The organism is Streptomyces sp. NPDC003691 (assembly GCF_053981115.1).
The window spans coordinates 1-20,600 of sequence record NZ_JBSFNQ010000085.1 but is presented as its reverse complement, the minus strand read 5'-3'; the positions used below and the strand labels follow the sequence as shown (position 1 = coordinate 20,600).

The 20,600-nt window shown below is 71.3% G+C and carries 13 protein-coding genes and 1 tRNA gene; 3 read left to right on the top strand and 11 right to left on the bottom strand.

Annotated elements, in window-relative coordinates:
- Positions 1-272: 272 nt before the first annotated feature.
- Both ACWDR0_RS28565 and ACWDR0_RS28560 read left to right on the top strand, forming a co-directional pair.
- A complete protein-coding gene (locus tag ACWDR0_RS28565; RefSeq protein ID WP_456354674.1) occupies positions 273-1,118 on the top strand; it encodes a DNA-formamidopyrimidine glycosylase family protein in 846 nt (281 codons plus the stop codon).
- Positions 1,115-1,927: an SDR family NAD(P)-dependent oxidoreductase gene (locus ACWDR0_RS28560; RefSeq protein WP_456354673.1), complete on the top strand. Its 813-nt coding sequence runs from the start codon at positions 1,115-1,117 to the stop codon at positions 1,925-1,927. Before ACWDR0_RS28565 ends, ACWDR0_RS28560 begins: the two co-directional genes overlap by 4 nt.
- A 149-nt stretch (positions 1,928-2,076) precedes the next feature.
- Here the strand turns inward: ACWDR0_RS28560 and ACWDR0_RS28555 are convergent, their stop codons facing one another.
- The 10 genes from ACWDR0_RS28555 to ACWDR0_RS28510 all read right to left on the bottom strand — a co-directional run bounded on the left by ACWDR0_RS28555 (position 2,077) and on the right by ACWDR0_RS28510 (position 17,531).
- Positions 2,077-2,316, bottom strand: a complete 240-nt coding sequence (locus tag ACWDR0_RS28555; protein WP_456354672.1) for a hypothetical protein — start codon at positions 2,314-2,316, stop codon at positions 2,077-2,079.
- A gap of 268 nt (positions 2,317-2,584) precedes the next feature.
- Positions 2,585-3,055 carry a Dps family protein gene (locus tag ACWDR0_RS28550; RefSeq protein ID WP_456354671.1) on the bottom strand — a complete coding sequence of 157 codons (471 nt, stop codon included), beginning with the start codon at positions 3,053-3,055 and terminating at the stop codon, positions 2,585-2,587.
- A 348-nt stretch (positions 3,056-3,403) separates the two neighbouring features.
- Positions 3,404-3,787: a helix-turn-helix domain-containing protein gene (locus ACWDR0_RS28545; protein WP_456354670.1), complete on the bottom strand. Its 384-nt coding sequence runs from the start codon at positions 3,785-3,787 to the stop codon at positions 3,404-3,406.
- A gap of 109 nt (positions 3,788-3,896) precedes the next feature.
- Complete coding sequence (locus ACWDR0_RS28540; protein WP_456354669.1) at positions 3,897-4,415, bottom strand: CinA family protein; 519 nt, start codon at positions 4,413-4,415, stop codon at positions 3,897-3,899.
- Positions 4,412-5,083, bottom strand: coding sequence for a CDP-diacylglycerol--glycerol-3-phosphate 3-phosphatidyltransferase (gene pgsA / locus ACWDR0_RS28535; RefSeq protein ID WP_456354668.1), 672 nt, complete (start codon positions 5,081-5,083; stop codon positions 4,412-4,414). The genes ACWDR0_RS28540 and pgsA overlap by 4 nt, the downstream gene beginning before the upstream one ends.
- Positions 5,080-6,687, bottom strand: a complete 1,608-nt coding sequence (rimO, locus tag ACWDR0_RS28530; RefSeq protein ID WP_456354667.1) for a 30S ribosomal protein S12 methylthiotransferase RimO — start codon at positions 6,685-6,687, stop codon at positions 5,080-5,082. The genes pgsA and rimO overlap by 4 nt, the downstream gene beginning before the upstream one ends.
- Before the next feature lie 140 nt (positions 6,688-6,827).
- A complete protein-coding gene (locus ACWDR0_RS28525; RefSeq protein ID WP_456354666.1) occupies positions 6,828-7,661 on the bottom strand; it encodes a helix-turn-helix domain-containing protein in 834 nt (277 codons plus the stop codon).
- Between the two features lie 339 nt (positions 7,662-8,000).
- Positions 8,001-10,844 carry a DNA translocase FtsK gene (locus tag ACWDR0_RS28520; RefSeq protein ID WP_456354665.1) on the bottom strand — a complete coding sequence of 948 codons (2,844 nt, stop codon included), beginning with the start codon at positions 10,842-10,844 and terminating at the stop codon, positions 8,001-8,003.
- Positions 10,845-11,034: 190 nt separating this feature from the next.
- Positions 11,035-11,721, bottom strand: coding sequence for a response regulator (locus ACWDR0_RS28515; RefSeq protein ID WP_456354664.1), 687 nt, complete (start codon positions 11,719-11,721; stop codon positions 11,035-11,037).
- 332 nt (positions 11,722-12,053) lie between these two features.
- Complete coding sequence (locus ACWDR0_RS28510; protein ID WP_456354663.1) at positions 12,054-17,531, bottom strand: HAMP domain-containing protein; 5,478 nt, start codon at positions 17,529-17,531, stop codon at positions 12,054-12,056.
- Between the two features lie 268 nt (positions 17,532-17,799).
- Here ACWDR0_RS28510 and ACWDR0_RS28505 point away from each other — a divergent pair, with 268 nt between their 5' ends.
- Positions 17,800-20,451 (top strand): SpoIIE family protein phosphatase, encoded by a 2,652-nt coding sequence (locus tag ACWDR0_RS28505; RefSeq protein ID WP_456354662.1) that lies wholly within the window; start codon positions 17,800-17,802, stop codon positions 20,449-20,451.
- A gap of 75 nt (positions 20,452-20,526) precedes the next feature.
- On the opposite strand, the gene ACWDR0_RS28500 is transcribed toward ACWDR0_RS28505, so the two are convergent.
- Positions 20,527-20,599 (bottom strand) — tRNA-Thr (locus tag ACWDR0_RS28500).
- Position 20,600 lies beyond the last annotated feature (1 nt).

Sequence of the window (20,600 nt, the reverse complement as noted above, 5' to 3'; positions counted from 1 at the left end):
CCGCACCCGGCCGTGCGGCCCGCGGCCGTATCCGGCGGCCGTACGCCGCCCCGGCCCGGGCGAGGTCCCGGACCGCCCGGAGGTACGCCGTACCCCGAGGGGCCCTGCCTCCTCCTCCGCGGCCGCCCTGCGGCCGAACCGGCCCCGCGGGCGGCGTACCCGGCCGTACGGCGCCGGACCCTCCCCGCCCGGCAGTCGCCCGGCGGTCGCGCGGGGAGGAACGGCGGGCCCGGCGGCGACGCCCCACCCGGGAAGCCGCGCATTATGGAGGCATGCCCGAAGGAGACACCGTCTGGCTGACCGCGCGGCGGCTTCACGACGCCCTCGCCGGGCAGGTGCTGACCCGGTTCGACTTCCGGGTGCCCCGGTTCGCCACGGCCGATCTCACCGGGCGCACGGTGCTGGAGGTGGTCCCGCGCGGCAAGCATCTGCTGACCCGCTTCGAGGGCGGCGCGACGCTCCACTCCCATCTGCGGATGGACGGCTCGTGGCGGATCTTCGCCGACGGCGAGCGGTGGACGGGCGGCCCGGCCCATCAGATCCGGGCCGTGCTGGGCAACCGGGAGCGGACCGCGGTCGGCTACCGCCTCCCGGTGCTGGAGCTGCTGCCCACCGCCGGAGAGGACCGGATCACCGGCCGCCTCGGTCCCGATCTCCTCGGCCCCGACTGGGACGCCGCCACCGCGGCCGCCCGGCTGCGGGCCGATCCCGCCCGCAGTATCGGCGACGCTCTGCTGGACCAGCGCAACCTCGCGGGAATCGGCAATGTGTACCGCTGCGAGCTGGCGTTCCTGGCCGGAGTCACCCCCTGGCTGCCGGTCGGCGAACTCTCCGGGGAGACGGTCGCCCGGCTGGTCGCCACCGCGCACCGGCTGCTCACGGCCAACCGGGACACCGTCGAGCGCCGTACGGTGCCCGGCACCGGCCACCGCCGCCCGCTGCTCTATGTCTACGGCCGCCGCGGCGCGCCCTGTCTGCGCTGCGGCGGCCCCGTCGCCACCGCCTCGGGACGGTCGCCGGGACCGGCCGCCCCGGCCGCGGAGCCGTCCGGCGACGAGCGCGTCACCTACTGGTGCCCCCGCTGCCAGCGCGGTCCCGCCCCCGGCCACCGTAGTTGACGCCTCGTCAGATCCAGTCGTACGGTCCCGGTATGCCCCTCATGGCGTACGACCTCACCGGCCGCACGGCGCTGGTCACCGGCGCGGGCAGCGGAATCGGCCGCGCCTGCGCCCTGCTCCTGGCCCGGGCGGGGGCCGCGGTCCACTGCGCCGACCTGGACGAACGGGGCCTCGACGGGACTCTCGCCCTGGTCGCCGCCGATGGCGGTACGGCACACCGCCACCCGCTCGACGTCACCGACGACACCGCCGTCGCGGCCGCGGTGGGCTCCGTCGTGCACACCTCGGGACGTCTCGACATCCTCGCCACGGCCGCCGGGATCATGCACAGTGCCCCCGCGCTCGACACCGCCGACGAGGACCTCGACCGGGTACTCGCGGTCAACTTCAAGGGGGTGCTGTACGCCTGCCGGCACTCCGCCCGCGCCATGATCGCGACCGGCACCCGCGGCTCCCTCACCACCGTGGCCTCCGGAGCGGTCGACACGGCCCACCCGGGTCTCTTCGGCTACAGCGCGGCCAAAGCCGCCGTCGTCCAGCTCACCCGTACCCTCGCCACCGAGCTCGGCCCGCACGGCATCCGCGCGAACACCGTCGCGCCCGGCTGGATCCGCACCCCGATGACCCACCGGAACGACCCCGCCGAGCGCCGCGCGGTCGAGAGGTCGATGGCCCGGCGCTCCCCCCTGGGGCGAGTCGGCGAGCCCGAAGACGTCGCCCACGCCGTACTGCACCTGGCCTCGGACGCGGCCGCCTTCACCACCGGTCAGATCATCCGCCCCAACGGCGGCGCCACCATGCCCTGGTGAACCCGCCCGCGGCACCACCCGCACCGGCCGCTCACCCGTCCGGCCCACTTCCGGCTACTCACCCGTCACGTCCGCTTCCGCCGCTCACCCGTCCCGCCCGTGGCGCGACGCGCCGCGCCCGGGCCGTGCCCCGCGCCCCCGGCCGCACCTCACCCGCCGGGCCCGGCCGCCCCGTCCCCGGGCGGCACCGGCCGCCCGCTCCGGGGTCCTCGCCAGGCGGTGGCGTGCACCGGGAGCAGCCCCAGACCCCAGCCGCCCGCCGCCAGGAAACCCTCGGCCAGCCCGGACCGCTCCGGTACCAGTGCCAGTCTCAGGACGGCCCACCACCACAGCGCACCGCCCAGCAGCCCGGCCAGGACCGGCCCGACGGCGATCCGATGTCGCACCACGGCGGCCTCCCTCCGGACTTCATGCTGGACCGGCCCGACCGTCCACCACAGGGCGTACGGACGCACCCGGCCGGTACCCGTCCGGGGCGCACGCCCCGCACTCCCCGTGCCACGAAGGACCGGCCCGACGCCGGTCCGGACGTTCTCCGCCGGAAGCATCGCGGGCTTCAGGCATCCACCGGCGTTCCGGCGTTCCCGGAAACGTTCCGCCCGGGACCCGGAATCCGGAGACTCTCCGCAGGCCGGAGCCCGCACTCCGCCGCAGCCGTCAGACGCTCTCCGCCTGGAACATCCACGCGTGCTTTTCAAGATCGCCCGTGAGGCCGATGAGGATGTCCTGGCTCACCGGGTCCGGATCCCCGGTCACGCCGATCCGCTCCCGCATCCGCCCGATCACCGCGCCGAGCGCGTCCACCATGATCCGCACCGCGTCGGTGTCCTTGATCCAGCCCTCCGGGACTCCCCCGATGGCGCTCTGCGAGGAGACGGTCGCGGCCCGCCCGTCGGGCGACACTCCGATCGCCGAGCACCGCTCGGCCACGGTGTCGGAGTGCAGCCGCGCCGTGTCGACGACCTCGTCCAGCTGGAGGTGGACGGAGCGGAACCGGGGGCCCATGACGTTCCAGTGGACCTGTTTGGCCACCAGACCGAGGTCCACGAGATCCACGAGCGCTCCCTGGAGCGCCGTACCGACGCTCTTGAGGTCGGCATCGGACAGGGGGCTCTTCACGACAGACATGCGTCCTCCACTCGGTCACCGTCCCTCCCACCATGACATAGCACCCGGGAGGGAACATTTCGACGAGTGGCGCCTGCCCCGCGCGACCGCGGGAAAACCCGATGACCCCGGAGAACCCGGAACCCACAGCCCACAGCCCACGGCCCACGGCCCACGGCCCGTACACCCACAGCCGGCCCACGGCCCCGTAAACCCAGAGAGCCCCGGTGCTGTCCACGCCCGCGCGGGGGTGGACAGCACCGGGGCTTCACTCGTGCCCTGGGCAAGCGGACCGCCCGTAGCGGCCCCTCCGGGACGACACGGGCCGCCCCGCGGACGGACCCGCGAAGACGGCCGGCGGCCGACGGTTCAGGCCGCGACGACGTCGACGGCCTCCGCCGGCGCCTTGATGGTCACCCGCTCCGTCGGCACACCCGCCACCGACGTCACGGAGACGGAATTCAGCATCGGGCGCACCGGTGCGGGCACCGGCTCGGCGGCCGCAGCCGACTGGGCCAGCTCGGCGAGCGAGAGTTCGTCGCTCACTTCCCGCATGAGCTCGGACATCCGTACGTCCAGCGCGTCGCAGATCGCGGAGAGCAGCTCGGAGGAAGCCTCCTTCTGCCCCCGCTCCACCTCGGAGAGATAGCCGAGCGAAACTCGGGCGGACGAGGAGACTTCGCGCAGAGTACGGCCCTGGCGCTGGCGCTGCCGACGCAGCACGTCACCCAGCAGGCGACGGAGCAGAATCATCGGTGGCTCCCTCCTCGGACCGCGTAGCCGCATCCTTCACGCCCCACCGTACCGCCTCGCGCTGCGGCCGTGCGGGGAGCGATGACGTGTTCACTCAGGGCTGTAAACATCAATTCCCCCCGTTCTGTTCCGTATCCTGTGCCCGCGCGGTTCCCTGCAATTCGCCGACGAGCAGCTCCAGCACGCTCCGTACACTCTCTCTACGGATTTCCGCCCGGCTGCCGTTCAATCGCAGCGCGGCCGATTTCTCGTTTCCGCCCGGTCCCGATACGGCCACGAAGACCGTCCCGGCGGGCCGGCCGTCCTGCGGGCCCGGCCCGGCGACCCCGGTGGTGGCGAGACCCCAGTCCGCGCCCAGCGCGGCCCGTACACCCGCCGCCATCTGCCGTGCGACCTCGGAATCCACCGGGCCGCGCTGCGCCAGAAGGGTCCCGTCGACACCGAGGAGCGTGCGCTTCAGTTCGGTGGCGTACGCCGTGACGGAGCCCCGGAAGGAGCGCGACGAGCCGGGCACGGCCGTCAGCCCGGCGGCCACCAGTCCACCCGTGAGTGATTCGGCGACGGCCAGCGTCTGGTCACGCTCCGCAAGCAGTTCCAGGGCGCGGCGCGCGGCCGTCTCGGCCGTCATCGCCGGCCCGGCTCCGCACCGCGTTCCTTGGCCAGGCCCCGGCGGCGCAGCGAAATCGCCTGGCGCACGTAATCCAGACCGGTGACGACGGTCAGCACGACGGCGAGTGCCATCACCCAGAAGCGGAGGGTGGCGAGGGGGCCGGTCAGCGCCAGGACGTACATTCCGACGGCCGTGCCCTGCGCCAGGGTCTTCATTTTTCCGCCCCGGCTGGCCGGAATCACTCCGTGACGGATCACCCAGAACCGCATCAGGGTGATGCCCAGCTCACGGAAGAGGATGACCCCGGTGACCCACCAAGGAAGATCGCCGAGGGCGGAGAGGCTGATCAGCCCCGCGGCCATGATCGCTTTGTCGGCGATCGGGTCGGCGATCTTGCCGAAGTCCGTGACCAGGTTGTACGTCCGGGCCAGATGGCCGTCGAAGATATCGGTGATCATGGCGACGGCGAAGGCCGCCCAGGCCCAGGCGCGCCAGGCCGGGTCGTATCCGCCGTCCTGGAGCAGCAGCACCACGAACGCCGGGACGAGGACCAGCCGCAGCATGGTCAGAAGGTTGGCGATGTTCCACAGGCTGGCCTGGTTGACGGCCGCAGCGCCCAGCTTCCCGCCGGGCGGCGTCGGCCGCCCGGGCCGGCCGCCCCCGGCGGATGCCGGCACTCCGGTCATCTGCCCGCCTCCTCGGCGACGGCGCGCCGGCCGCCTTCGGCCGGGAACGGGCGGGCGCCGAGGGCGGTGGCGCCGGAGACCAGCTCGTCGAGCGCGGAGGGCCGGGCCGCGGATGCCGCCGCGACCGCGGCCGGTGCCGCTTCGCCGGGCAGCCCGGTGTACTCGGCCACCAGGTCGACACCCTCCGTGGCGACGGCCTTGGCCAGCACCATCCGGCCCGGGGCGAGCCCCTCGGCCGAGGTGAAGACGATCTGGCCGTCGGTCTCGGGTGCCTGGTGGGCGGCGCGTCCGACGGCGGCCTCGTCCTCGTCGCCGCCGTCACCAGCGACGGACTCGACGAGGACCTCCAGGGTCTCTCCGAGGCGCTCGTCGGCGCGCTGCGCGGTCAGCTCCTCGGCGATCCGGGAGAGGTGCGCGAGCCGCTCGGCGACGGTGTCCTCGTCGAGCTTGCCGTCGTAGCCGGCGGCCTCGGTGCCGTCCTCGTCGGAGTAGCCGAAGACACCGATGGCGTCGAGGCGGGCATGGGTGAGGAAACGCTCCAGCTCCGCGAAGTCCGCCTCGGTCTCGCCGGGGAAGCCGACGATGAAGTTGGAGCGCACTCCGGCCTGCGGGGCTCTGGTCCGGATGGTCTCCAGCAGTTCCAGGAAGCGGTCGGTGTCGCCGAAGCGGCGCATGGCCCGCAGCACGCCGGGGGCCGAGTGCTGGAACGACAGGTCGAAGTACGGCGCGACCTTGGGTGTCCCGGTGAGGACGTCGATCAGCCCGGGCCGCATCTCGGCGGGCTGGAGGTAGCTGACCCGTACACGCTCAATGCCGTCGACGGCCGCCAGCTCGGGCAGCAGGGTCTCCAGCAGCCGGATGTCGCCGAGGTCCTTGCCGTAGGAGGTGTTGTTCTCGGAGACCAGCATGATCTCCTTGACGCCCTGCTCGGCCAGCCAGCGGGTCTCGCCCAGGACATCGGCCGGGCGGCGGGAGACGAAGGAGCCGCGGAAGGAGGGGATGGCGCAGAAGGTGCAGCGCCGGTCGCAGCCGGATGCCAGCTTCACGGACGCCACCGGGCTGCTGCCGAGCCTGCGGCGGAGCGGGGCGCGCGGCCCGGATTCCGGAGCCAGCCCCTCCGGGAGGTCCACGGGGGCGCCGTGCCCGGGGAGCGCCACATCGGTGGCGGACTGCCGGTCGACGGGGCTCAGCGGCAGCAGCTTCCGCCGGTCGCGGGGGGTGTGCGAGGCGTGGATCCCGCCGCCGAGGATGGTCTGAAGGCGGTCGGAGATATCCGCGTAGTCGTCGAAGCCGAGGACGCCGTCGGCCTCGGGGAGGGCGTCGGCCAGCTCCTTGCCGTACCGCTCGGCCATACAGCCGACCGCGACCACGGCCTGGGTGCGGCCCTGGTCCTTGAGGTCGTTGGCCTCCAGGAGGGCGTCGACGGAGTCCTTCTTGGCGGCCTCGACGAAGCCGCAGGTGTTGACGACGGCGACGTCGGCATCGGAGGCGTTGTCGACCAGGTCCCAGCCGTCCGCTGCCAGACGGCCTGCTAGCTCCTCCGAGTCCACCTCGTTACGGGCGCAGCCAAGAGTGACAAGGGCGACGGTACGGCGTTCGGGCATGGGCTCAAGACTACTTCGTCCGGACCCGCGGATTCGCCCCGAGCCTCGCCGGACGGGGGCGCCGGGCCGGCGCCCCGCCGTCCCGCACCCCCCGGCGGGCCGTGACCCGGCCGGGAGGACCCGGCCGCACGGCCGCCGGATCAGCCGGCCTCGGGGTCGCCCTTCGTGTACGACAGCCGCTCGACCTGGCCCGTTCGGAACTCGTCTTCGATCTTCTTGCCGTTCACATACAGCTCGATGGCCCCGGCGTTCCCGAGGATGAGGTTGATCCGCCGGTCGTCCTGGAAGGTGCGGGTGTCGCCTTCGGCGAGGGTGCCGTCGAAGAGCTTCCTGCCGTTGGCGGCCTTGGCGGAGATCCAGCTCTTGTCCTTGACGACGGTCAGCTTGACGGTGACCTTGTCGGCCGGAGCGGCGGCGATGGCGGAGTCCGAGGGGACCGGGCCGGGGGTGCCGCCCGGCCCGCCGGTCGGCTTGGCGGCCCCGGGGCTGCTCGACCGCTCGGCCTGCGGCCCCTTGGCGACCTGGCCCTTTCCGCTGCCGTCGTCCGCGCCGTTGAACAGGGTGAACCCGACGAAGCCGACGACCGCGACGATGGCCGCGACCATCGCCGCCGTCCAGTTGGGGCGGCGCGGCTCGGGGCGGATCCGCTCGGCCTCGAAAAGCGGGGCGGCGGGGGTCGGCGCCGGCCGCCCGCCGTGCTCGGCGTCGTACTGCCGGACCAGGTCGGCGGGGTCGAGCCCGACGGCCCCGGCGATCATCCGGATATGGCCGCGGGCGTAGACATCGCCGCCGCTGCGGGTGAAGTCGTCCTGCTCGATCGCCTGGACGATCGGCACACGTACGCGGGTGGTGGCGCTGATCTCGTCGACGGTCAGTCCGGACGCGATACGGGCCTGCTGCAGCACACGGCCGATGGAAGGCCGGTCCTCCGGGACGGAAGGACGGTCGTCTTCGGGGGAGTTGCCGATGGACACGGGGGCGCCTTTCGAGCGTGTAACCACCTGCTGGAGGTTCAGTCTACGGGTGGTACGAAAGGGTGGGGCAACCGGGCGGAAGGAGTCTGTACGCCATCCGAAGGGCCGGTGCACCGAGGGTGTCGAGGAGAGTTTCCACTCCCTCTTATCCCAACTTGACGTCCGGGCAAGGGAAACGGTTGCTCCCCCGTCCCCCGGGAGTGCGAACACCCCGGCCGTATCGCACGGCGGCCGGGGCGCGCCCCGGCGCGTCCGCCCCTTGGGCGTGTCGCGCCGGGCGCACCGAACGGCCCCCGGGAAGCCGGTCCGGCCCCGTCACCCGGTCACGGGATCACCCGGTCACGGGGCGGACTCGCCCCGGATCACCGCCAGCACCTCGTCCAGCTCGTCCGGCTTGATCAGCACGTCCCGCGCCTTGGACCCCTCACTGGGCCCGACGATGTTCCGCGACTCCATCAGGTCCATCAGCCGCCCCGCCTTGGCGAAGCCGACCCGCAGTTTCCGCTGGAGCATGGAGGTCGACCCGAACTGGGTGGAGACCACCAGCTCCGCCGCCTGGCACAGCAGGTCGAGATCGTCGCCGATGTCCTCGTCGATCTCCTTCTTCTGCTTGCCGCCGACGGTGACGTCGTCCCGGAAGACCGGCGCCATCTGATCCTTGCAGTGCTGGACGACGGTGGCGACCTCGCCCTCGGTGACAAAGGCGCCCTGCATCCGGACCGGCTTGTTCGCGCCCATCGGCAGGAAGAGCCCGTCGCCCTTGCCGATCAGCTTCTCGGCACCCGGCTGGTCGAGGATGACCCGGCTGTCCGCCAGGGACGAGGTGGCGAACGCCAGCCGCGACGGCACATTCGCCTTGATGAGACCGGTGACGACATCGACGGACGGCCGCTGGGTCGCGAGCACCAGGTGGATTCCGGCGGCCCGCGCCAGCTGGGTGATCCGTACGATCGCGTCCTCCACGTCCCGGGGGGCGACCATCATCAGATCCGCCAGCTCGTCCACGATGACCAGCAGATACGGATACGGCGACAGCTCCCGCTCGCTGCCCTCGGGCAGCTTCACCTTCCCGGCCCGGATCGCCTCGTTGAAGTCGTCGATATGCCGGAACCCGAAGGCCGCGAGGTCGTCGTAGCGCAGGTCCATCTCGCGGACGACCCACTGGAGCGCCTCGGCGGCCCGCTTGGGGTTGGTGATGATCGGGGTGATCAGATGCGGAATGCCCTCGTACGCGGTCAGCTCGACCCGCTTGGGGTCGACCAGCACCATCCGGACGTCCTCCGGAGTCGCCCTTATCATCACCGAGGTGATCAGGCAGTTGATGCACGACGACTTGCCGGATCCGGTGGCGCCCGCCACCAGGATGTGCGGCATCTTGGCGAGGTTGGCCATCACATAGCCGCCCTCGACGTCCTTGCCGAGCGCCACCAGCATCGGGTGGTCGTCCTCCGCGGCGTCCGCGAGCCGCAGGACATCGCCGAGGTTGACCATTTCCCGGTCGGTGTTGGGGATCTCGATACCGACCGCGGACTTCCCCGGGATCGGCGAGATGATCCGTACATCCGGGCTGGCCACGGCGTAGGCGATGTTCTTGGTCAGCGCGGTGATCCGCTCGACCTTCACGGCCGGGCCCAGCTCCACCTCGTACCGGGTGACCGTCGGTCCGCGGGTGAAGCCGGTGACGGCGGCATCGACCTTGAACTCCCGGAACACGTTGGTCAGCGAGGCCACGATCGCGTCGTTGGCGGCGCTGCGCGTCTTGCCGGGGCCGCCGCGCTCCAGCAGTTCCAGGGAGGGCAGGGAGTACGTGATGTCCCCGGCGAGCCGGAGCTGCTCGGCCCGCGGCGGCAGCGGCGAGGGTTCGGGCGCGGGTTTCGTGAGATCGGGTACGGAGGACGAGCCCTCGGCCTTCCCGGCAGCCTTCCCGGCAGCTTTTCCGGCGGGCCGGGGCTTCGCCGGAGCGGGCTCCTCCGGCCGGTCCGCGTCCCGGGCGGGCGGTACCGGAGTCCCGGCGCGCCGCAGATCGGCGGTGACGTCCTTGGTGAGATCGGCGACCAGGGGCGACGGCGGCAGGCCGTTGTAGACGGCGCCGTCCAGCGCCGCGGCCGCGGCGGCCGCCACGTCGACCGCGTCCATGGGCCGGTGCAGGGCGGGCTGTACGGAGCCGCGGCGGGGCGGGCGCCGCTGCGACAGCTCCGCGGATTCGGCCCCGTCGGGGTCGTACGGCGCCCCGCCGCCGCGGCGCCCGGACGTCCGGCGGGGGCCGCCGCCGGATACCGCGTCCCGCCACTGCTCGTCGTAGCGCCGCTCGTCGTCCGTACCGTCTCCGCCGGCCCCGTCGAGCGGACCGGTCTCCGGCAGCGGCCGGACGAGCCCCAGCTTCACCCCGAGCAGGCGCAGCCGCTGCGGAATGGCGTTGACGGGCGTGGCGGTGGTGACCAGGAGTCCGAACACGGTCAGCAGGACCAGCATGGGTACGGCGAGGACCTCGCCCATCATGAAGATCAGCGGCTTGGAGGCGGCCCAGCCGATCAGCCCGCCCGCGTCCTGGAGGGCGCCGGTGCCCGCGTCCCGGCCGGGCGATCCGCAGGCGATGTGGACCTGGCCGAGGACACCGACGACCAGGGCGGAGAGCCCGATCACGACCCGCCCGTTGGCATCGGGCTTCTGCGGATAGAGGATCAGCCGGACGGCGACCACCCCGAGCAGTATCGGCACCAGCAGGTCGAGCCGGCCGAAGGTGCCCGTGACGAGCATCTCGACGAGATCGCCGACCGGGCCGCTGAGATGGGACCAGGTCCCGGCGGCGACGATCAGCGCGATCCCGAGCAGCAGCAGGGCCAGGCCGTCCTTGCGGTGGGCCGGGTCGAGCCCCTTGGCCCCCCGCCCTATGCCGCGGAACACCGCCGCGACGGCTCGGGCCGTCCCCATCCAGAGGGCGCGCGCCAGCCGGTACACGCCCCCGGTCGGCGAAGGCACCTTCTTCGGAGCGGGTTTCGGCGCGGCGGACTTCTTCGCCGGGGGCTTCCTGGCTGGCGCGGCCTTCTTCGCCGGTGGTTTTCCGGCGGCCTTCTTCGCGGGCGCCGCCTTCTTGGCAGCGGGCGCACCGCTCGTACGGCCGGGGCGCGGCTTCGCAGTGCCCGCCGTGCCCTGGGAACCCTTGCCGGACGTACGTGAGGCCATGGGGGTGAGGTTACCGGTGCGAGCGGCGGTGGACACGTGTGCCCACCGCTTCACCCCATCGTGTCGCCGTGAGACGGCGCGAAGGTGACAGGGGCTCAGCGGACGGTGCCGGGGCCGGACCGCCCGGGCCCGGCAGGGTCCGAAGGCGGCGGCACCGGGGCCGGGCCCGGCAGGGTCCGAAGGAGACGACTCAGTTCTGCGAGGGGAGCGCGGGCGCGGTGCCCGCACCGGGCTCCAGCGCGTCCAGGGCCCGGCGCAGCCCGGTCAGTTTGCGCTCCAGATGGGCGGCGGTCGCGACGGCCGCGGCATCGGCGGACTCGTCGTCGAGCTGCTTGGAGAGCGCCTCCGCCTGCTCCTCGACGGCGGCGAGCCGGGCGGACAGCTCGGCGAGCAGCCCCACGGCCTCCTTGCCCGGCGAGTCGGGCAGGGCGCGGCCGTCACCGCCCTCCAGCTGGAGCCGCAGCAGGGCGGCCTGCTCGCGCAGTTGGCAGTTCTTCATGTACAGGTCGACGAAGACCGAGACCTTGGCCCGCAGCACCCAGGGGTCGAACGGCTTGGAGATGTAGTCGACCGCGCCCGCCGCGTAGCCGCGGAAGGTGTGGTGCGGACCGTGGTTGATGGCCGTCAGGAAGATGATCGGGATGTCCCGGGTCCGCTCCCGCCGCTTGATGTGCGCCGCGGTCTCGAAGCCGTCCATGCCGGGCATCTGGACGTCCAGCAGGATGACTGCGAAATCGTCCGTCAGCAGCGCCTTGAGCGCTTCCTCCCCGGACGATGCCCGGACCAGTGTCTGATCGAGCGCGGAGAGAATGGCCTCCAGCGCCAGCAGATTCTCCGGCCGGTCATCGACCAGGAGGATCTTGGCCTTCTGCACCATGCCCCGTCCTCCTCGCCCCGGATGGGCGTCTCCCCGGCCTCGTGAGCGCGGGGAACGCACCGGGCGCCGCCCCAGGGGACGGATCCCTTGCGCCGCCCGCCCTTGTGCCGGTCATGGTAGCCGCACCCCGCCCACCGCCACACCCTGTCACCGGGATGTCACTGTGCACAGAGCAGAAACGTCCCGGGAGACCAGAAGGTTCCCCGAAAACCACTCTCCCACACACCTTCAGGCAGACTCAGTCAGCAACTGACAGAGAAGCGATCGGTTTTACCCGGGGAGCGGCCGTCTCCGGAACCTTCTCCGCTCACTCCCCGCGCATGATTCACCGGTCACCGCTGCCTCATCCACTGCTCCATCACCGACAGCAGATGATCGGGATCAACCGGCTTGGTCACATAGTCGGACGCTCCCGACTCGATCGCCTTCTCCCGGTCGCCCTTCATCGCCTTCGCCGTCAGCGCGATGATCGGCAGCCCCGCGAACTGCGGCATCCGGCGGATCGCCGTCGTCGTCGCATAGCCGTCCATCTCCGGCATCATGATGTCCATCAGCACGACCGTCACATCGTCGTGCTGCTCCAGCACCTCGATGCCCTCCCGGCCGTTCTCCGCGTACAGCACCGAGAGACCGTGCTGCTCCAGCACACTGGTCAGCGCGAAGACATTGCGGATGTCGTCGTCGACGATGAGGACCTTCTCGTTGTCGAAGGCGAAGACCCGGCGCGGCTCCACCGGCACATCGGCACCGGCCGGCTCCTCCCCGAGCACCGGCACGCCACCGCCCGCCACCGCGGCCCCCTGGGCGCCGTCCCCGGCACCGGCAGGGCCGCCCGCGGCCGGCAGCGCGGGATTCTGCGGCAGACCGCCCAGCGCCTTGCGGCGCCGCCGGAACAGCGCCGCGGGCCCCGGATCGCCCGGCACCATCCGCTCCGGCCGCTCCAGCGGCGCCCCGATCTCCAGCGCCGTACCGTCCCCGGCACCGCCCGCCTGCGCCGCGGGCACCACCGGGTGCAGCGGCAGATAGAGCGTGAACGTCGAACCCCGGCCCGGTTCGCTCGCCGCGTGGATCTCACCGCCGAGCAGCCGCGCGATCTCCCGGCTGATCGACAGCCCGAGCCCCGTACCGCCGTACTTCCGGCTCGTCGTGCCGTCGGCCTGCTTGAACGCCTCGAAGATGACCCGCATCTTCCCCGCCGCGATCCCGATCCCGGTGTCGGTGACGGAGAACGCGATCAGGTCCGCGTCCGCGTCCGCCAGCGAACCGCCCTCCAGCAACTGCTCCCGGATCGACGCCGGCACATCGGTTCCGGCCGGGCGGATCACCAGCTCCACCGCCCCGGAGTCGGTGAACTTCACCGCGTTCGACAGCAGATTGCGCAGCACCTGGAGCAGCCGCTGCTCGTCGGTGTGGAGCGTCGCGGGCAGCTCCGGCGAGACCCGGACCGAGAAGTCGAGCCCCTTCTCCGCGGTCAGCGGCCGGAACGTGGCCTCCACATAGTCCACGAGCTGCACCAGCGCGATCCGGGTCGGGCTGACGTCCATCTTCCCCGCCTCGACCTTCGAGAGGTCGAGGATGTCGTTGATCAGCTGGAGCAGATCGGAGCCCGCGCCGTGGATCGTCTCGGCGAACTCCACCTGCTTCGGCGAGAGATTGCCCTCCGCGTTGTCCGCCAGCAGCTTCGCCAGGATCAGCAGGGAGTTCAGCGGGGTCCGCAGCTCGTGCGACATGTTCGCCAGGAACTCCGACTTGTAGCGCATCGAGACCGCGAGCTGCTCGGCCCGCTCCTCCAGCACCTGCCGGGCCTCCTCGATCTCGGTGTTCTTCACCTCGATATCGCGGTTCTGCTGAGCCAGCAGCTCGGCCTTGTCCTCCAGCTCGGCATTGGACGCCTGGAGAGCCTTCTGCCGGTTCTCCAGCTCCGCCGACCGCTCCCGCAGCTGCTCGGTCAGCTCCTGGGACTGCTTGAGCAGGACCTCCGTCTTGGTGTTCACACTGATCGTGTTGACGCTCGTCGCGATCATCTCGGCGATCTGGTTGAGGAAGTCCCGCTGGATCTGGGTGAACGGATGGAACGACGCCAGCTCGATCACCCCGAGGACCTTGCCCTCGAAGAGCACCGGCAGCACGATCACATACGCGGGCGACGCCTCCCCCAGCCCCGAGGAGATCTTCAGATAACCGGGCGGCACATTGACCTGGATCGTCCGCTTCTCCTCGGCGGCCGTCCCGATCAGCGTCTCCCCCGGCCGGAACGATGTGGGCATCAGCCCCGCCGAATAGCCGTAACTGGCCCGCATCTGGAGCTCGTACGAGGTCTCCTCCTCGCCCGAGACGTCCGAACTGCCGCCCGTGGGCATCGCCAGGAAGAACGCGCCGTGCTGCGCCGAGACCACCGGCGTCAGCTCGCTCATGATCAGCGACGCCACGTCGTCCAGGTCCCGCCGCCCCTGCATCAGACCGGAGATCCGGGCCAGATTGCCCTTCAGCCAGTCCTGCTCCTCATTGGCGAGGGTGGTGTCCCGCAGGTTCGCGATCATGGTGTTGATGTTGTCCTGGAGGACCTGGATCTCCCCGGCCGCGTCCACGTCGACCTTGAGGTTCAGGTCCCCGCGGGTCACCGCGGTCGCCACCGCCGCGATCGCCCGCACCTGCCGGGTCAGGTTCCCGGCCATCTCGTTCACGGACTCCGTCAGGTCCCGCCAGGTGCCGTCCACGTCCCGGACCCGCGCCTGGCCGCCGAGCTGCCCGTCGGTGCCCACTTCACGGGCCACCCGGGTCACCTCGCCGGCGAACGCCGACAGCTGGTCGACCATCGTGTTGATGGTCGTCTTCAGTTCGAGGATCTCGCCCCGGGCATCGATATCGATCTTCCGGGTCAGATCGCCCTTGGCGATCGCCGTGGTGACCGTCGCGATCTGCCGCACCTGCCAGGTCAGATTGGACGCCATCGAGTTCACCGACTCGGTCAGGTCCTTCCAGGTCCCCGATACCCCGGGCACCTGCGCCTGACCGCCCAGCTCGCCCTCGGTGCCCACCTCACGGGCCACCCGGGTCACCTCGTCGGCGAACGACGACAGGGTCGTCACCATGGTGTTCACGGTCTCCGCCAGCTCCGCGAACTCGCCGCGCGCCTCGACCGTCACCTTCTTCGTCAGATCGCCGTTGGCGACCGCCGCCGACACCCGGGCGATGTTCCGCACCTGGTTCGTCAGATTGTTCGCCATCAGATTGACGTTGTCGCTGAGGTCCTTCCAGATACCCGTGACACCCCGCACCCTGGCCTGACCGCCGAGGACACCCTCGGTACCCACCTCGCGCGCGACCCGCGTCACCTCGTCCGCGAAGTCCGACAGCTGGTCCACCATCGTGTTGACGGTCGTCACCAGCTCCAGGATCTCGCCCTTGGCATCCACGGTGATCTTCTTCGACAGATCGCCCTTGGCGACCGCCGTGGTGACCTCCGCGATGCTCCGCACCTGCGAGGTCAGATTGTTCGCCATCGAGTTGACGGACTGGGTCAGGTCCTTCCAGGTACCGGAGACGCCCTGCACCTCGGCCTGGCCGCCGAGCATGCCCTCCGTACCCACCTCGCGGGCCACCATCGTGACCTGCTCGGCGAAGTTGGACAGCTGGTCCACCATCGTGTTGATGGTGTTCTTCAGCTCCAGGATCTCGCCCCGGGCATCGACTTCGATCTTCTGCGACAGATCACCCCGCGCGACCGCGGTGGCGACCTGGGCGATATTGCGGACCTGGTCGGTCAGATTGCCCGCCATGCCGTTCACCGAGTCCGTCAGATCACGCCAGACCCCGGCCACTCCCGGCACCTGCGCCTGACCGCCCAGCCGGCCCTCGGTACCCACCTCACGGGCCACCCGCGTCACCTGGTCGGCGAACGCCGACAGCTGGTCCACCATCGTGTTGATGGTGTTCTTCAGCTCCAGGATCTCGCCCCGGGCGTCCACGTCGATCTTCTGCGACAGATCACCCCGCGCGACTGCCGTCGTCACCTGCGCGATCTGCCGCACCTGCCAGGTCAGGTTCCCGGCCATGAAGTTGACGGAGTCCGTCAGCTCCTTCCAGGTGCCGCTCACCCCGTCGACCCGGGCCTGACCGCCCAGCCGGCCCTCCGTACCCACGTCCCGCGCCATCCGGGTCACCTGGTCCGCGAAGGACGACAGCTGCGCCACCATCGTATTGACGGTGTTCTTCAGCTCCAGCATCTCCCCGGCCACGTCCACCGTGACCTTCTGCGACAGATCACCGTTCGCCACCGCGGTCGTCACCTGCGCGATGTCCCGCACCTGACCGGTGAGGTTACGGAACGCGGTGTTCACCGAGTCGGTGAGGTCCTTCCAGGTACCCGCAGCACCCGGCACCCGGGCCTGACCGCCCAGCCGGCCCTCGATACCGACCTCCCGGGCCACCCGGGTCACCTCGGAACCGAACGACTGGAGCTGGTCCACCATCGTGTTGACGGTGTTCTTCAGCTCCAGCATCTCCCCGGCCACGTTCACGGTGACCTTCTGCGACAGATCACCGTTGGCGACCGCCGTCGTCACCTGGGCGATGTCCCGCACCTGCGTGGTCAGATTGCGGAAGACCGTGTTCACCGAGTCGGTGAGGTCCTTCCAGGTACCCGCCGCACCCGGCACCTGCGCCTGGCCGCCGAGCATCCCCTCCCCGCCGACCTCGCTCGCGACCCGCGTCACCTCGTCGGCGAACGTCCGCAGCGTCTCCGTCATCTGGTTGACGGTCTCGGCGAGCTGCGCCACCTCGCCCCGCGCGTTCACCGTCACCTTCTGCGACAGATCACCGCTGGCGACCGCCGTCGTCACCTCGGCGATCGCCCGCACCTGCGAGGTCAGGTTCCCCGCCATGGTGTTGACGGAGTCCGTCAGGTCCTTCCAGACACCCGCGACCCCGGGCACCTCGGCCTGCCCCCCCAGCAGCCCCTCCGTACCCACCTCGCGGGAGACCCGGGTGACCTCCGAACCCAGCGACTGGAGCTGGTCCACCATCGTGTTGACGGTGTTCTTCAGCTCCAGCATCTCCCCGGCCACATGCACGGTGACCTTCTGCGACAGATCACCCTTGGCAACCGCCGTGGTGACCAGCGCGATATCCCGCACCTGCGCGGTCAGCCGCTGCGCCATCGTATTGACCGAGTCCGTCAGGTCCTTCCAGGAACCCGACATCCCGCGCGCCTGCGCCTGCCCGCCGAGCTTGCCCTCGGTACCCACCTCCAGGGCGACCCGCGTCACCTCGTCCGTGAACGCGGACAACTGGTCCACCAGGCTGTTGACCGTCCGCGCCACCTTGAGGAACTCCCCGCGCAGCGGCCGGACAACCCCGTCCGTGCCCTGGGACCGCAGCTCCGTACGCTGCTCCAGATCGCCGTCGGCCACCGCCGACAGGACCCGCCCCACCTCGGACACCGGCCGCGCCAATTCGTCCACCAGCGCGTTCGAGGCGTCGATGGCGGCCGCCCAGGACCCCTCGCAGGCCCCGGTCTCCAGCCGCTCGGTCAGCTTCCCCTCACGCCCCACGACCCGGCGGACCCGGGCCAGCTCGCCCGTGAGATGCAGATTCCGGTCCGCGACCTCGTTGTAGACGGCCGCGATCTCGGCCATCAGATCGTCGCCCGACACGGTCAGCCGCTTGCGGAAGTTCCCGTCCCGCATCGACGTCAAAGCCGCCAGCAGCCGGTTCAGCGCGACCGTGTCCACCTCGGTCGTCCCATTGCCCCGGGACCGTCCGCCTTTCGCGCGCGTGTTCCTGCCACGCGCCGCCACGCCAGACTCCACCGTGTCCCTCCCGCAGGGGTTGACCGTACTATCCGAGCTCGTATCGGGTGAGTGTCCAGTGTTTCACCCGTACCGAACCAGGCCATAACAGTTCGGCAGCTTCGCACAACGTCACCGCCCCCTCAGGGCGGAAACAACGGCGACCGGCACCCGCTCGGACTGCGAAGGTAAGTAACCTGGCATCCGGCTGTCCAACCGCCCCGGTCCGCCCGGCCAGGGCGACACGGGCGCACGCACAGCACCGGGCACCGGGAGGGACGAGCCGATCATGGCAGAGCCGGGCGTCGAGACGCGTACGAGGAGTTCAGTGATCACCGCTCGGGCAGCCGCCTCCTTCGACCCCGTCGGCAGGTCCGTGGCGACCGCCCGCGCCTTCGTCCGCGACACGCTCCAGGGCTGGGGCCACTCCGACATCATCGACGACGCGGTCGTCCTCACCAGCGAACTGGTGACCAACGCCATCGTGCACGCCGGGACCTCGGCCGACGTCCTGTGTCTGCGCACCGAGGACCATATCCGCATCGAGGTCGCCGACCGCTACCCCGAGCGCGAAATCCCTCTCCAGGGCAGCCATGTCCTCGCCCCGCTCGACAGCGAGAACGGCCGCGGGCTCCAACTCTGCTCCGCCCTCGCCTCCCGCTGGGGCGTCGAGTACACCGCCACCTTCAAACAGGTCTGGTTCCAGCTCGACCTCCCCCAGCGCCCCGTCGGCACCCGCTCCGCCGGTCCGGCCCTGCCGACCGCCCTGCTGCCCGTCGCCGACGAACGCGTCCGGGTCGCCGTCGCCCAGATCGACCGCACCGGCGCCATCTCCGTCTGGAACGAGGACGCGGAGCACCTCTTCGGCTACGCCGCCGACCAGGTCACCGGAAAGCCCCTCGCCGACTTCGCCGCCTGGCCGCACACCCCCGGCATCGGCACCGGTATCGCCGAGGCGCTCCAGCTCTCCCGCTGGGAGGGCAGCTACGGCATCCGGGACACCGAGGGCCGCGTCATCCCCGTCTACGCCTCCCATCTGCGGGTACGCGATACCCACGGCGAACCCTCCACGGTCTGTCTGCTGGTACGGGACGACGAGCGCGCCGTCCTCCAGACCCCGACCCGGATCACCGTCCCCGACAGCGGCAGCGAGTCCCATTCGACGGACCCGTTCGAGGTCTTCATCGGCTCGCCCGCCCCCGACGATCTCGACGGGCTCCTCCAGCGCACCGTCGAGCGCGCCCGCGACATGCTCGACGGTGACGCCGCCTTCCTGCTGCTGGCCACCGACGACGAAACGGAGCTGGAGGTACGGGCCACCACCGGCCTCCCCTCGGCCCGCCAGCGGTTCGCCCGCGTTCCCGTCGAAGCCGGCACCGGCCGGTACGGCTCCGCCCGGATGCCCGCCGTCCACGACGACCTCACCTCCGTGCCCGGCGCGGTCCCCCTCCTCAACACCACCGGTATGCGGTCCGTCGTCACCGTCCCGCTGAAGGTAGAGGGCCGGCTCACCGGCTCCCTCGGCGTCGCCGCCGAATCCGCCGGCCGCTACACCAACGAGGAGGCCCTGCGCCTCCAGTTCGCCGCCGACCGGATCGCCCTGGCCGTGGAGTCCGCCCGCCTCGGCGAGTTGGAGCGGCTGCGCCGCGGCTCCCTGTCCTTCCTGGTCGAGGCCTCCGACCTGCTCGCGGGCACTCTCGACCGGGACCAGACACTGGCGCTGATGGCCCAGATGACGGTGCCCACCCTGGCCACCTGGTGCGCCGTCTACACCATCGCCGACCAGGGCTCGGCCCCCCATCTGAGCTATGTCCTCCACGAGGACGAGGACCGCATCGACGGTCTGAAGGAGCTGCTCTCCAAGATCGCCCCGCCGGTACCGGTCTCCACACCCGGCGCCCGGACCTGGACCGCCCCGGCCAAGGCGGCCCAGCAGGCCGCCCTGGAGACTTCCAAGCGTGAACTGGGCCTCGGTTCCTCCTCACCGGTCTCCTCGGGCATCGGCAGCACCCTCGCCACCGCCGCCGCAGTCGGTGGCGAAACCGTTGTCCTCCCGCTGTTCGCCCGCAACCGCGCGATCGGCATGCTGATCCTCGGCAAGCCCACGGACGAGCACTTCCGCCAGGAGATCCTGGAACTGGCCGAGGACCTCTCCCGCCGGGCCGCCCTGGCGCTGGACAACGCCCGCCTCTACTCCGAGCGCGTCGCGATCAGCCAGTCCCTCCAGCGCAGTCTGCTGCCGCCGGAGTCCCCGCAGATCCCCGGCGTCGACGTGGAGGTCATCTACCGCGCCGCGGGCGAGGGCAACGAGGTCGGCGGCGACTTCTACGACGTCTTCCCGATCCGGGACGGCGCCTACGGCTTCGCCATCGGCGATGTCTGCGGTACGGGCCCTGAGGCGGCCGCGGTCACCGGCCTGGCCCGGCACGCCCTGCGTCTGCTGGCCCGCGAGGGCTTCGGCGGCCCCGCGGTCCTGGAGCGGCTGAACGCGGCCATCCTCGACGAGGGAGCCCGGAGCCGGTTCCTCACCCTTCTCTACGGCGAGCTGTGGCCGCAGGAGGACGGCAGCGCCCGGCTCAAGGTCGTCTGCGCCGGCCATCCCCTCCCGCTCCGGCTCCGTCCGGACGGCACGGTGGACGCCCCCGCCGAACCCCAGCCCCTGCTGGGTGTGATGGAGGACCTGGAGCTGTACGAGGAGTCGGTAACCCTGGCTCCCGGAGATGTCCTGCTCTGTGTCACCGACGGCATCACCGAACGCCGGGAGGGCAGCCGGATGCTGGGCGACGACGGCCTCGCGGAGGTACTCAAGGCCTGTACGGGCCTGACGGCCGGCGCGGTCGCCGCCCGGGTCATGCGTGCCGTGGAACGCTTCGCCGCGGAACCCGCCTCGGACGATATGGCCATCCTCGCCCTCCGTATCCCGGAGCCCCGCAAGCCGTAGCCCGGCCCAGTGGGCGGGCCACCGCCCATACGAAGAAGGCCCCCGCCTGACGGCGGGGGCCTTCTTTTTCTGCGGAGCCCCAATACGGAATCGAACCGTAGACCTTCTCCTTACCATGGAGACGCTCTACCGACTGAGCTATTGGGGCC

Coding starts and splice junctions, on each gene's coding strand:
- ACWDR0_RS28565 (WP_456354674.1), top strand. CDS start 273: ATGCCCGAAGGAGACACCGTCTGGCTGACCGCGCGGCGGCTTCACGAC.
- ACWDR0_RS28550 (WP_456354671.1), bottom strand. CDS start 3,055: ATGTCTGTCGTGAAGAGCCCCCTGTCCGATGCCGACCTCAAGAGCGTC.
- ACWDR0_RS28545 (WP_456354670.1), bottom strand. CDS start 3,787: ATGATTCTGCTCCGTCGCCTGCTGGGTGACGTGCTGCGTCGGCAGCGC.
- ACWDR0_RS28540 (WP_456354669.1), bottom strand. CDS start 4,415: ATGACGGCCGAGACGGCCGCGCGCCGCGCCCTGGAACTGCTTGCGGAG.
- pgsA (WP_456354668.1), bottom strand. CDS start 5,083: ATGACCGGAGTGCCGGCATCCGCCGGGGGCGGCCGGCCCGGGCGGCCG.
- rimO (WP_456354667.1), bottom strand. CDS start 6,687: ATGCCCGAACGCCGTACCGTCGCCCTTGTCACTCTTGGCTGCGCCCGT.
- ACWDR0_RS28520 (WP_456354665.1), bottom strand. CDS start 10,844: ATGGCCTCACGTACGTCCGGCAAGGGTTCCCAGGGCACGGCGGGCACT.
- ACWDR0_RS28515 (WP_456354664.1), bottom strand. CDS start 11,721: ATGGTGCAGAAGGCCAAGATCCTCCTGGTCGATGACCGGCCGGAGAAT.
- ACWDR0_RS28505 (WP_456354662.1), top strand. CDS start 17,800: ATGGCAGAGCCGGGCGTCGAGACGCGTACGAGGAGTTCAGTGATCACC.